Below are 12097 nucleotides of genomic sequence, written 5' to 3'. Positions count from 1 at the left end.
CCAGGTTACCGAATATGGCGCAGCGGACGGGACTCGAACCCGCGACCCCCGGCGTGACAGGCCGGTATTCTAACCGACTGAACTACCGCTGCGCTAAACACTTGAAACGAATGGTGGGTGATGACGGGATCGAACCGCCGACATTCTGCTTGTAAGGCAGACGCTCTCCCAGCTGAGCTAATCACCCTTCGCTTCGGTGTGGCGCGCATTCTACGGAGCGACCCAACCTCTGGCAAGCACTTTTTTAAATAATTTTCTCAGGCCTTCCAAAGGCTTAGAGAAGGGTTGGCCTACGGCACGGCGAAGACAATAATGCCCCCCTTTGTATAAAGGAGAGACTCACCCCATGTGGTTCAAAAACCTGCTTATCTATCGCCTGACCCAAGACCTGCCTGTCGATGCCGAGGCGCTGGAAACTGCACTGGCCACCAAACTGGCGCGTCCATGTGCAAGCCAGGAGTTGACCACCTACGGTTTCGTCGCGCCATTCGGCAAAGGCGAAGATGCTCCACTGGCGCACGTCAGCGGTGATTTCCTGCTGGTCGCTGCACGTAAAGAAGAACGTATTCTGCCGGGCAGCGTCGTGCGTGACGCCGTCAAGGAAAAGGTTGAAGAGATCGAAGCCGAGCAGATGCGCAAGGTCTATAAGAAGGAACGCGATCAGATCAAGGATGAAATCATCCAGGCCTTCCTGCCGCGCGCGTTCATTCGTCGCTCGTCGACCTTCGCTGCCATCGCGCCGAAACAGGGCCTGATCCTGGTCAACTCGGCCAGCCCGAAGCGCGCCGAAGACCTGCTCTCCACCCTGCGTGAAGTGCTCGGCACCCTGCCCGTCCGTCCGCTGACCGTGAAAACCGCGCCGACCGCCGTGATGACCGAATGGGTCACCACCCAGCAAGCCGCCCCGGACTTCTTCGTACTGGACGAGTGCGAACTGCGCGACACCCACGAAGACGGTGGCATCGTGCGCTGCAAGCGTCAGGACCTGACCAGTGAAGAAATCCAGTTGCACCTGAGCACAGGCAAAGTCGTGACTCAACTGTCGCTGGCCTGGCAGGACAAACTGTCGTTCATGCTCGACGACAAAATGACCGTCAAGCGCCTGAAGTTCGAAGATCTGTTGCAGGATCAGGCGGAACAGGACGGCGGCGACGAAGCGCTGGGCCAGCTGGATGCGAGCTTCACCCTGATGATGCTGACCTTCGGCGACTTCCTGCCGGCGCTGGTTGAAGCGTTGGGCGGTGAAGAGACGCCGCAGGGGATCTGACGAAAACCTGTTCCCACTGAAGGAACAGGATCAACTGTGGGAGCTGGCTTGCCAGCGGTAGCGGTGTAACAGATGACTATAGTGGCGTCTGACACACCGCCATCGCTGGCAACCCAGCTCCCGCATGTTTTAGGGTGTTCATTTAATAATAAGGATCAAGCCATGCGCGCACTGGCTGCACTCAGCCGCTTTGTCGGTAATACCTTCGCTTACTGGGTTCTGATTTTCGCCGTGATCGCATTTCTGCAACCGGCGTGGTTTCTCGGTCTCAAGGGCGCCATCGTGCCGCTGCTTGGCCTGGTCATGTTCGGCATGGGCCTGACCCTCAAGCTCGACGACTTCGCGGCCGTCGCCCGCCATCCGTGGCGCGTGGCGCTGGGCGTGGTTGCGCACTTCGTGATCATGCCCGGCATGGCGTGGTTGCTCTGCCAGATTTTCCACCTGCCGCCGGAAATCGCCGTCGGGGTGATTCTGGTCGGCTGCTGCCCGAGTGGCACGTCTTCCAACGTCATGACCTGGCTGGCCCGCGGTGACCTGGCGCTGTCAGTGGCGATTGCCGCCGTCACCACCCTCCTCGCTCCGCTGCTGACCCCGGCCCTGATCTGGCTGCTGGCTTCGGCATGGTTGCCAGTGTCGTTCATGGAGTTGTTCTGGTCGATCCTGCAAGTGGTGTTGCTGCCGATCATCCTCGGCGTGGTTGCACAGCGCTTGCTCGGTAACAAGGTGCGTCATGCGGTGGAGGTGTTGCCGCTGGTGTCGGTGGTCAGCATTGTGATCATCGTCACTGCGGTGGTGGCTGCCAGTCAGGCGAAAATCGCCGAGTCCGGCTTGTTGATCATGGCGGTGGTGATGCTGCACAACAGCTTTGGCTACCTGCTCGGTTACTTCACCGGCCGCCTGTTCAACCTGCCATTGGCCCAGCGCAAGTCGCTGGCACTGGAAGTGGGCATGCAGAATTCAGGGTTGGGCGCCGCGCTGGCCAGCGCGCACTTTTCGCCATTGGCGGCGGTGCCCAGTGCGCTGTTCAGTGTCTGGCACAACATTTCCGGGGCTTTGCTTTCCACCTACTTCCGGCGCATGAGCGAGAAAGAAGATCGCGAGACGCTGGCCGGGCAAGCGGCCGACTGACTGCGAAACTTGATCCCCGGGTTAATGCTCGTCAGACTAGTGCGCTACGCGGGGACGACCCTGCGACTCGCTTGAGTGCTTAATCTGGGGACGACCCCGTCAAACGATGGAGGTCTTTCATGTCCTGGATCATTCTGTTTTTCGCCGGTCTGTTCGAAGTCGGCTGGGCCGTCGGCCTGAAATACACCGACGGCTTCAGTCGTCCGCTCCCCACTGCACTGACCGTTGCGGCGATGGCCATCAGCCTTGGCCTGCTCGGCCTGGCGATGAAGGAACTGCCGCTGGGCACGGCCTATGCGATCTGGACCGGGGTCGGTGCCGTGGGCACGGTGATTGCCGGGATCATTCTGTTTGGCGAGTCGATGGCGTTGATTCGGCTGGCCAGTGTGGCGTTGATCGTTACCGGGTTGATCGGCCTCAAAATCAGCGCCTAAGCCTCTACCGCTATCGCGAGCAGGCTCACTCCTGCAGGAGGACGCATTTCAAATGTAAGAGTGAGCCTGCTCGCGATGAGCCCAGATCAGTTGGCAACTATCGAACGCTGCCGCGCAACGCCCCCACCACCCCCTGCAACTTCGCCGGCTCCGCCGCCTCAACCGCTACCGCCGAACCTGCCACCAAGGTCACGCGCGACCACAACCGCTTGAACAGGCCCTTGTTCGGATCACGGCTGAAGAAACTGCCCCACAACCCTTGCAACGCCAGCGGAATCACCGGCACCGGGGTCTCCTCGAGAATCCGCGTCAGCCCCCCCTTGAACTCATTGATCTCGCCGTCAGTGGTCAACTTGCCTTCCGGGAAGATGCACACCAGCTCACCGTCCTTCAGATACTGGGCAATCCGGGTGAAGGCCTTTTCATAGATCTGGATGTCTTCGTTGCGCCCGGCGATCGGAATCGTCCCTGCGGTGCGAAAGATAAAGTTCAGCACCGGCAGGTTGTAGATCTTGTAGTACATGACAAAGCGAATCGGCCGACGCACCGCGCCACCAATCAGCAAGGCGTCGACAAACGACACGTGGTTGCACACCAGCAGTGCCGCACCTTCGTCGGGAATCGCCTCCAGGTTGCGATGCTCAACCCGGTACATGGAATGGCTGAGCAGCCAGATCAGGAAACGCATGCTGAATTCGGGAACGATCTTGAAGATGTAGGCGTTGACGCCGATGTTCAGCAGCGACACCACAAGAAACAGCTGCGGAATCGACAGCTTGGCCACACTGAGCAACACAATCGAAACGATCGCCGAGACCACCATAAACAGCGCATTGAGAATGTTGTTGGCAGCGATCACCCGCGCCCGCTCGTTCTCCGCGGTGCGCGACTGGATCAACGCATACAGCGGCACAATATAGAAACCGCCAAAAATGCCGAGGCCGAGAATGTCGACCAACACCGCCCAGGTGTGCACGAAGCCCAGCACTTCAATCCAGCTGTGGCCCGTGACGCTTTCCGGGATACCGCCGGAATGCCACCACAACAACAGACCAAACACGGTCAGACCGAACGAGCCGAACGGCACCAGACCGATCTCGACCTTACGCCCGGAGAGCTTCTCGCACAGCATCGAACCCAGTGCGATACCGACCGAAAATACGGTAAGAATCAGGGTGACCACGGTTTCGTCGCCGTGCATCCACTCCTTGGCGTACGCCGGGATCTGCGTCAGATAAATCGCCCCGACAAACCAGAACCACGAGTTGCCGACAATCGAGCGCGACACCGCTGGCGTCTGCCCCAGACCGAGTTTCAACGTGGCCCAGGACTGGCTGAAGATGTTCCAGTTCAGGCGCATTTCCGGGGACGCAGCTGCGGCGCGCGGGATGCTGCGGCTGGCCAGATAACCCAGCACGGCAATCCCGACAATGGCGGTCGAGACCAGCGGCGCGTAATGGGTCGATGACATGATGACCCCGGCGCCAATCGTCCCGGCGAGGATCGCCAGAAACGTGCCCATTTCCACCAGGCCGTTACCGCCTACCAACTCATCCTCACGCAGCGCCTGCGGCAGGATCGAATATTTCACCGGCCCGAACAGCGCCGAGTGCGTGCCCATGGCGAACAGCGCCACCAGCATCAGCGACAAGTGATCAAAGAGAAATCCGACCGATCCTACGGCCATGATCGCGATTTCCGCGAGTTTGATCAGACGGATCAGCGCGTCCTTGGCGAATTTTTCGCCAAACTGCCCGGCCAGTGCCGAGAACAGGAAAAACGGCAGAATAAACAGCAGCGCACACAGGTTGACCCAGATCGAGCGGTCACCTTCGATGGTCAGGCGGTAAAGAATGGCGAGGATCAACGACTGTTTAAAAACGTTGTCGTTGAACGCACCGAGCGACTGGGTGATGAAAAACGGCAAGAAGCGCCGGGTGCGCAGCAGGTTGAACTGTGAGGGGTGACTCATCTTCCGTGTGTCCCTGATGTTTAAGGTAGAGAGGCCTGGGTACTGCTTATTGGAATCTCGAACCGCGATCCAGGCCACACCTTACCTAAACTTTCCAGGTTATTTCTTCAAACCTGCAATGCAGGGCGAGACAAACAGCTCGCCGCGCCATGCGCCTTGCACGGTACGTTTGCCGACAATCAGCCACATCACTGCCAGTAAAGTCACCAACACCGTGCCGACGACATTGAAAAACGCCAGATTGAGAACGCTGGCCAGTTTCAGCGTCGCCAGCGAATACACGCCCAACGGAAAGGTGAAGCCCCACCAGCCGAGGTTGAACGGGATACCGTCGCGCAAATAACGCGCGGTAATCAGTAATGCCATCAACATCCACCACAAGCCGAAGCCCCACAGCGTGATACCTGCCACCAGGCCCAGGCCCGAAGCAATTTCACCGACACCCGGCAGACCGTTGGCGGCAAAGATTGCCGGCGCGTCGCCCCCCAGCAACAACATGCCCAACGCTCCCGTGCCAATCGGACCGAGCGCCAGCCAGCTCGACGCGGCCATGTTTTCGTGGGGCAGCTTGTGCAGGGCCATACGCAGCAACAGGATCGTCAGGATGCTGAACGCCACCGGCAGGGAAAAGGCCCAGAGCACGTAGCTGGTGGTCAACACCACCAGTTGCGCATGGGCATCGGCGAGATGCGGTGCGAGCAAGCCGCCACTGGCCGCTGACACTTCTGCGGCCACCACGGGCAACAACCACACAGCGGTCATCTGGTCGATGCTGTGCTCCTGACGGGTAAACATCATGTAGGGAATCAACACGCCGCAGGCCAGCGACATGCCCACATCGAGCCACCACAGCACTTCGGCAAGGTGAATCACACCTTCCCCCCAGCGTGGCAGGCCGAACAGCAGAACGCCGTTGATGATCGTCGCCAGGCCCATGGGAATGGTGCCGAAGAACATCGACACGGTGGAATGACCGAAAATCCGCCGCGCCTCGTCAAAGAACAGGATCCAGCGCGCGGCGTAGGCGAAGGTAAACAGGGTGAACAACAGGATGTTGAACAGCCACAGCCCTTCGGCAACGGTGTGTAATCCGGGAATAGCCAGCGGCAATTGCGCCAGCGCCAACGCCAGCACACCGGTGCCCATGGTTGCGGCGAACCAGTTAGGGGTGAACTGGCGGATCACTTCACGCGGATGCTGAAGCTGGCTGAATGGCTTGAGGCCGGTTTTGACGCTGTTGGGGCAAATCATCATGAACTCCTGTCCTCTGGTGAGGTTGAGTCCATGGTAGATCTGAATCGAATATCTATATAACGGGTAATATCTCTAACTGTTATCTGTTTTATGGATAAGCCGTCAGACACTGCCTTCGCTTTCCATCACCAGAATCCGCGCCGCGCCCTGCGGATGCGCCACATGCTCAGTGCCAACCGAGGCATAAAAAATATCACCGACCTCCAGCAGCACCTGCTTTTCTTCACTTCCCTCGCGATAGCGCATCTGCACCCGGCCATCGAGCACCACAAACACTTCCTCACCGTCGTTGACGTGCCATTTGTACGGCTGATCCGTCCAGTGCAGGCGCGTGGTGATGCCGTTCATGTTGGCGATGTCCAGCGCGCCCCAGGCGCGGTCGGCGGTGAAGGACTTGCTGCGAATGATCTTCATGAATCGTTCCGTGAGCAGATTGACTACGCAAGGCTAACCGAAAGCGCTGCGCTTATGGCGCGCGACACACCTTGGCCGGTGCCGGACGCAAGCTGAGCAACAATGCCGCCACGGCCAGCACAATCAACACCGCGCCATAACCATCGGTGGTCACCAACAACCCCAGGCTGCGGGTCAGGTGCCCGGCCAACAACGCCGGCAAACAGAACGCCAGGTAACTCAGCACGTAATATGCCGACATCAGGCCGGCCCGCTCATGGGGCAAGGCCAGCGGTACCAGGCTGCGCACGGCGCCGAGGAATCCCGCACCGAACCCACAACCGGCCACCAGCGTGCCGAGGAAAAACAGCGACAGACTGGCGCTGTGCACGCCGAGCAGAATCAGCACCAGGCCGATCGGCAGCAGACTCGCGCCCCATTGCAGCGCGCGGGTGGCGGGTCGATTGCGCATGGTGAAAATCATCAGCGCTCCGGTCACAGTCAGGGCCGCCACGGTCGCGCCACCGATCAGGTTGGAGGTCGAACCGGTGGCGGTGCGCACCAGCGACGGGGCCAACGACGCGTAAAAACCGCCGAGCGCCCAGGTCGCGGTGTTCAGCGGCAGCACTCGCCACAGGGTCGGGCGCGCCTGCACCGGCACATGCAGCGTCGGTCGCAGCGACGCCCACGCCCCCGCTTGGCGGGTGACCGTTTCCGGCAGGCGCCAGACATACAGCGCCTGCAACACAAACAGCGCAAGCAATAACCAGTAGGTCAACTGCAGCGGCGCCGGGGCGAACTCGGCGAGCAAACCGCAGCCCATGCCACCCAACGCCATGCCCAATAATGGCGCGACGCTGTTGATCAATGGCCCTTGCTGACGATCCGTATCGAGCAGTGTTGCGCTTAAAACGGCGGTAGCCATGCCAGTGGCGAAGCCTTGCAGCACCCGTGCGCTGATCAGCCAGGTCACGCTGTCGGCCCCGATAAACAACACCATCGCCAAAGCGTTGAGCAGCACGGCAGTAAAAATCACCGGTTTGCGTCCGAGGTGATCGGACAGCGAACCGACGGTCAGTAACGCCGCCAGCAGACTGAGGGCGTAAACGCCGAAAATCAGGGTCAGCACCGCTGCCGAGAAGTGCAACTGGTCCTGGTACAGGTGATACAACGGCGTCGGCGCGGTGGAAGCGGCGAGAAAACTGAGTAAGGTGATCGCCAGAAACCACAGGCTGGAACGGTTGGAAGCGCCGTTATTAAAAGGGCTGGTCATGTGCACACTCCGCAAAAGCTAATTTTTTGCTTTTGCGGAGTGTGCTACCGCCTCACGCTTAAAGCAAATTCTTTGTGTTAAGGTCTGCCCCATGGCTATTAAAGAAGGTTTACGCCCCGGTGGCCGCAGCGCCCGGGTGCAAGATGCAATTCATTCGGCGGTCCGTGCACTGCTGCAGGAACAGGAGCGTTCGAGCGTGACCGTGCCGCAGATCGCCGCGCGCGCCGGGGTCACGCCATCGACGATTTATCGACGCTGGGGTGATCTGGCGGCGTTGCTGGCGGACGTCGCGCTTGCCCGCATGCGCCCTGACAGCGAACCGGCACAAACCGGCAGTCTGCGCAGCGATATCCGCGCCTGGGCCGAGCAATACCTCGACGAGATGAGTTCCGAGCCCGGGCGCAACATGATGCGCGACGTGCAGGCCAGTGCCACGCCGGGGTACTGCGTGACAATCCTCGGCGCGCAGCTGCAGACCATCATTGAGCGCCACCCGGATGAAGCGGCGCCGAGTATTGATCGGTTGATCAATCTGGTGGTGGCGCCAGTGGTGTTCCGGATTCTGTTTTCAGCGGCGGCGCTGGAGGTTGAAGAGTTGCATCGCCTGATTGATATCGCGTTGCGTCAGGACTGACGCCATCGCTGGCAAGCCAGCGCCCACAGGATCTGTGAGGTCACAGCGTCTGTGCCACTGGAGATTTTTGTGGGAGCTGGCTTGCCAGCGATGAGGCCTGAACGGTCACTGCAAAAACCACCCGGTTCTTGCGCTGCGACACCCCGCCACGCCACGACCTTGGTCGACACTGACTAACCGCCGCGCACATGCGAGACTGTCCGCCCGGGCAGGAATGCCAGGGAGTCTTCTGTCGGGAGTGTTGCATGTCGTTGTCCACCGGGCTGATCGCCGCCGTCGCCCTGGCCTATATGGCCATCATGTTCGCCATCGCCTTCTACGGCGACCGTCGCAGTGCGCCGTTGCCGCCGCGGATGCGCGCGTGGGTGTACAGCCTGTCGCTGGCGGTTTACTGCACCAGCTGGACGTTCTTCGGCGCCGTCGGTCAGGCCGCCGAACAACTGTGGTCGTTCCTGCCGATTTACCTCGGGCCGATCCTGCTATTGGTCGGCGCGCCGTGGGTCCTGCAAAAAATGGTGATGATCAGCAAACAGGAGAACATCACCTCCATCGCTGACTTCATTGCCGCGCGCTACGGCAAATCGCAATCGCTGGCGGTGGTAGTCGCGCTGATCTGCCTGGTCGGCGTTCTGCCCTACATCGCCCTGCAACTCAAAGGTATTGTCCTCGGCGTGAACCTGTTGATCGGCGCCGGTGCCGATGCCATGGGCACTCGCGCCCAGGACACCGCGCTGATCGTCTCGCTGGTGCTGGCGCTGTTCACCATTGTCTTCGGCACGCGCAACCTCGACGCCACGGAACACCACCGTGGCATGGTGCTGGCGATTGCCTTCGAATCGCTGGTCAAGCTGTTCGCCTTTCTCGCCGTCGGAGCCTTCGTGACGTACGGTCTGTACGACGGCTTCGACGATCTGTTCAATCAGGCGATGCTCGCCCCGCGCCTGGAGGAATACTGGAAAGAGACCATCAACTGGCCGTCGATGGTGGTACAGACCGGCGTGGCGATGATGGCGATCATCTGTTTGCCGCGGCAATTCCACGTCACCGTGGTGGAGAACATCGACCCGCAGGATCTGCGCCTGGCCAAATGGGTATTTCCGGCGTACCTCGCCCTCGCCGCGCTGTTTGTCGTGCCGATCGCCCTCGCCGGGCAGATGCTGCTGCCCGGCGACGTATTGCCCGACTCATTCGTGATCAGCCTGCCGCTGGCCCAGGCCCATCCGGCACTGGCGATGCTGGCATTTATCGGCGGTGCGTCGGCTGCCACCGGCATGGTGATTGTCGCCAGCGTGGCGCTGTCGACCATGGTGTCCAACGACATGCTGTTGCCGTGGTTGCTGCGGCGCAATAATGCCGAGCGGCCGTTTGAGGTGTTCCGCCAGTGGATGCTCTCTGTGCGCCGGGTGAGCATCGTGGTGATTCTGTTGCTGGCCTATGTCAGCTACCGCCTGCTCGGGTCGACCGCGAGCCTGGCAACCATCGGCCAGATCGCCTTTGCCGCGGTGACGCAACTGGCACCGGCGATGCTGGGCGCGCTGTACTGGAAACAGGCCAACCGTCGTGGCGTTTTCGCCGGACTCGCAGCCGGGACCTTTCTGTGGTTCTACACACTGGTTCTGCCGATTGCTGCGCACAGCCTCGGCTGGTCCCTGAGCAGTTTTCCGGGGCTGGCATGGCTGCACGGTAATCCGCTGAACCTGCCGATTACGCCACTGACCCAAGGCGTGGTGCTGTCGCTGGCCGGTAACTTCACTTTGTTCGCCTGGGTCTCGGTGCTGTCGCGCACGCGAGTATCGGAGCACTGGCAGGCCGGGCGTTTTATCGGACAGGAAATCAGCGCCCGGCCGAGTGCGCGCTCGATGCTTGCGGTGCAAATCGACGATCTGCTGCAACTGGCCGCACGCTTTGTCGGTGAAGAACGTGCGCGGCAAAGCTTTATCCGTTTTGCTTATCGCCAGGGCAAAGGCTTCAACCCGAACCAGAATGCCGACAGCGAATGGATTGCCCATACCGAACGGTTGCTGGCCGGGGTGCTCGGAGCGTCTTCGACCCGTGCGGTGGTAAAAGCCGCCATTGAAGGCCGGGAAATGCAGCTTGAGGACGTCGTCCGGATCGCCGACGAAGCCTCGGAAGTGCTGCAATTCAACCGCGCCCTGCTGCAAGGCGCGATCGAGAACATTACCCAGGGCATCAGCGTGGTCGACCAGTCGCTGAAACTGGTGGCCTGGAACCGTCGCTATCTGGAGCTGTTCAACTACCCGGACGGCTTGATCAGCGTCGGCAGGCCGATCGCCGACATCATTCGCTACAACGCCGAGCGCGGCTTGTGTGGCCCCGGCGAAGCGGAAGTGCATGTCGCCCGGCGCCTGCACTGGATGCGTCAGGGCCGTGCGCACACCTCGGAACGTCTGTTCCCCAATGGCCGGGTGATCGAGCTGATCGGCAACCCGATGCCCGGCGGCGGTTTCGTCATGAGTTTCACCGACATCACTGCGTTCCGCGAAGCCGAACAGGCGCTGACCGAGGCCAACGAAGGCCTGGAGCAACGGGTCACCGAGCGGACTCAGGAACTGTCGCAACTCAACGTCGCCCTGACCGAGGCCAAGGGCACCGCCGAGGCCGCCAACCAGTCGAAAACGCGCTTTCTGGCCGCCGTCAGCCACGACCTGATGCAACCGCTGAACGCCGCGCGCCTGTTCTCCGCGGCCCTCTCCCATCAGGACGACGGGCTGAGCAGCGAGGCGCAGAAACTGGTGCAGCACCTCGACAGTTCGCTGCGTTCGGCCGAGGACCTGATCAGCGACCTGCTGGACATTTCCCGCCTGGAAAACGGCAAGATCAATCCCGATCGCAAGCCGTTTGCCATCAACGAACTGTTCGACACCCTCGGCGCAGAGTTCAAGGCGCTGGCGCAGGAACAAGGCCTGAGCTTCCGCGTGCGCGGCAGCCATTTGCGCATCGACAGCGACATCAAGTTGCTGCGGCGGATTCTGCAGAACTTCCTCACCAACGCCTTCCGTTACGCCAAAGGTCCGGTTTTGCTGGGTGTGCGGCGCCGTGGCGACGAATTGTGTCTGGAGGTGTGGGATCGCGGACCGGGCATTCCGGAAGACAAACAGCAGGTGATTTTCGAGGAGTTCAAGCGCCTCGACAGCCACCAGACCCGCGCCGAAAAGGGCCTCGGGCTGGGTTTGGCGATTGCCGATGGTCTGTGCCGGGTACTGGGGCATACGTTGCGTGTGCGATCGTGGCCGGGGCGCGGCAGCGTGTTCAGCGTCAGTGTACCGTTGGCCCGCACGCAAACCGTGCCGGCCAGCACCACTACCGAATTGAATGGCAAGTTGCTGGGCGGTGCGCAGGTGCTGTGCATCGACAATGAAGACAGCATTCTGATCGGCATGAACAGTTTGTTGACTCGCTGGGGCTGCCAGGTCTGGACTGCACGCAATCGCGAGGAATGTGCGGCGTTGTTGAGCGAGGGGGTGCGCCCGCAATTGGCGCTGGTGGACTATCACCTCGATCACGGCGATACCGGCACCGAGTTGATGGCATGGTTACGCACCACGCTGGGAGAGCCGGTGCCGGGAGTGGTGATCAGTGCCGATGGCCGGCCGGAAACTGTGGCGCAGGTGCATGCGGCAGGGCTGGATTACCTGGCCAAACCGGTGAAACCGGCGGCGTTGCGGGCGTTGCTGAGCCGGTATGTGCCGCTTTAAGCGCACTCATGAGCCCTGTGGCGAGG

At 60.9% G+C, this 12097-nt stretch carries 9 protein-coding genes and 2 tRNA genes; 5 read left to right on the top strand and 6 right to left on the bottom strand.

Annotated elements, in window-relative coordinates; genetic code table 11:
- Positions 1 to 15 precede the first annotated feature (15 nt).
- Both PseuLF5_RS10365 and PseuLF5_RS10360 read right to left on the bottom strand, forming a co-directional pair.
- A tRNA-Asp gene (locus tag PseuLF5_RS10365) sits at positions 16 to 92 on the bottom strand.
- Between the two features lie 19 nt (positions 93 to 111).
- Positions 112 to 187 (bottom strand) — tRNA-Val (locus PseuLF5_RS10360).
- A 159-nt stretch (positions 188 to 346) separates the two neighbouring features.
- On the opposite strand from PseuLF5_RS10360, the gene rdgC reads away from it, so the two are divergent.
- The 3 genes from rdgC to sugE all read left to right on the top strand — a co-directional run bounded on the left by rdgC (position 347) and on the right by sugE (position 2829).
- Entirely contained in the window at positions 347 to 1267 is a 921-nt protein-coding gene (gene rdgC, locus PseuLF5_RS10355) for a recombination-associated protein RdgC (protein ID WP_340133434.1), read from the top strand.
- Positions 1268 to 1429: 162 nt separating this feature from the next.
- Entirely contained in the window at positions 1430 to 2395 is a 966-nt protein-coding gene (locus PseuLF5_RS10350; protein ID WP_222833372.1) for a bile acid:sodium symporter family protein, read from the top strand.
- Positions 2396 to 2514: 119 nt separating this feature from the next.
- The gene (gene sugE / locus PseuLF5_RS10345) at positions 2515 to 2829 is read left to right on the top strand and encodes a quaternary ammonium compound efflux SMR transporter SugE (RefSeq protein ID WP_123465948.1); all 315 of its coding nucleotides are present in this window, start codon (positions 2515 to 2517) and stop codon (positions 2827 to 2829) included.
- 97 nt (positions 2830 to 2926) lie between these two features.
- Here sugE and PseuLF5_RS10340 read toward each other — a convergent pair whose 3' ends face one another.
- From PseuLF5_RS10340 to PseuLF5_RS10325, 4 genes are all read right to left on the bottom strand, one after another.
- Positions 2927 to 4801 carry an MFS transporter gene (locus PseuLF5_RS10340; RefSeq protein ID WP_336347683.1) on the bottom strand — a complete coding sequence of 625 codons (1875 nt, stop codon included), beginning with the start codon at positions 4799 to 4801 and terminating at the stop codon, positions 2927 to 2929.
- A 99-nt stretch (positions 4802 to 4900) separates the two neighbouring features.
- The gene (locus PseuLF5_RS10335) at positions 4901 to 6052 is read right to left on the bottom strand and encodes a TDT family transporter (RefSeq protein WP_123465944.1); all 1152 of its coding nucleotides are present in this window, start codon (positions 6050 to 6052) and stop codon (positions 4901 to 4903) included.
- Positions 6053 to 6157: 105 nt separating this feature from the next.
- On the bottom strand, positions 6158 to 6469 hold the full coding sequence (locus tag PseuLF5_RS10330; protein ID WP_340133433.1) for a cupin domain-containing protein: 312 nt from the start codon (positions 6467 to 6469) through the stop codon (positions 6158 to 6160).
- 52 nt (positions 6470 to 6521) lie between these two features.
- Complete coding sequence (locus tag PseuLF5_RS10325) at positions 6522 to 7721, bottom strand: MFS transporter (protein ID WP_340133432.1); 1200 nt, start codon at positions 7719 to 7721, stop codon at positions 6522 to 6524.
- Between the two features lie 91 nt (positions 7722 to 7812).
- Here PseuLF5_RS10325 and PseuLF5_RS10320 point away from each other — a divergent pair, with 91 nt between their 5' ends.
- Positions 7813 to 8355, top strand: a complete 543-nt coding sequence (locus tag PseuLF5_RS10320) for a TetR/AcrR family transcriptional regulator (RefSeq protein ID WP_123465938.1) — start codon at positions 7813 to 7815, stop codon at positions 8353 to 8355.
- 245 nt (positions 8356 to 8600) lie between these two features.
- Positions 8601 to 12071: a hybrid sensor histidine kinase/response regulator gene (locus PseuLF5_RS10315; protein WP_123465936.1), complete on the top strand. Its 3471-nt coding sequence runs from the start codon at positions 8601 to 8603 to the stop codon at positions 12069 to 12071.
- The last annotated feature ends 26 nt before the right edge of the window (positions 12072 to 12097 follow it).

Origin of the sequence: Pseudomonas sp. LF-5, from assembly GCF_037626295.1 — a bacterium.
Lineage (GTDB): Bacteria > Pseudomonadota > Gammaproteobacteria > Pseudomonadales > Pseudomonadaceae > Aquipseudomonas > Aquipseudomonas monsensis.
Note: the sequence above shows the minus strand (reverse complement) of the source record. Positions and strands in the feature narration are given on the sequence as shown.

What these genes read in the sequence shown, in the direction of transcription:
- rdgC (WP_340133434.1), top strand. Translation starts at nt 347, where the DNA reads ATGTGGTTCAAAAACCTGCTTATCTATCGCCTGACCCAAGACCTGCCT.
- PseuLF5_RS10350 (WP_222833372.1), top strand. Translation starts at nt 1,430, where the DNA reads ATGCGCGCACTGGCTGCACTCAGCCGCTTTGTCGGTAATACCTTCGCT.
- sugE (WP_123465948.1), top strand. Translation starts at nt 2,515, where the DNA reads ATGTCCTGGATCATTCTGTTTTTCGCCGGTCTGTTCGAAGTCGGCTGG.
- PseuLF5_RS10340 (WP_336347683.1), bottom strand. Translation starts at nt 4,801, where the DNA reads ATGAGTCACCCCTCACAGTTCAACCTGCTGCGCACCCGGCGCTTCTTG.
- PseuLF5_RS10335 (WP_123465944.1), bottom strand. Translation starts at nt 6,052, where the DNA reads ATGATTTGCCCCAACAGCGTCAAAACCGGCCTCAAGCCATTCAGCCAG.
- PseuLF5_RS10330 (WP_340133433.1), bottom strand. Translation starts at nt 6,469, where the DNA reads ATGAAGATCATTCGCAGCAAGTCCTTCACCGCCGACCGCGCCTGGGGC.
- PseuLF5_RS10325 (WP_340133432.1), bottom strand. Translation starts at nt 7,721, where the DNA reads ATGACCAGCCCTTTTAATAACGGCGCTTCCAACCGTTCCAGCCTGTGG.
- PseuLF5_RS10320 (WP_123465938.1), top strand. Translation starts at nt 7,813, where the DNA reads ATGGCTATTAAAGAAGGTTTACGCCCCGGTGGCCGCAGCGCCCGGGTG.
- PseuLF5_RS10315 (WP_123465936.1), top strand. Translation starts at nt 8,601, where the DNA reads ATGTCGTTGTCCACCGGGCTGATCGCCGCCGTCGCCCTGGCCTATATG.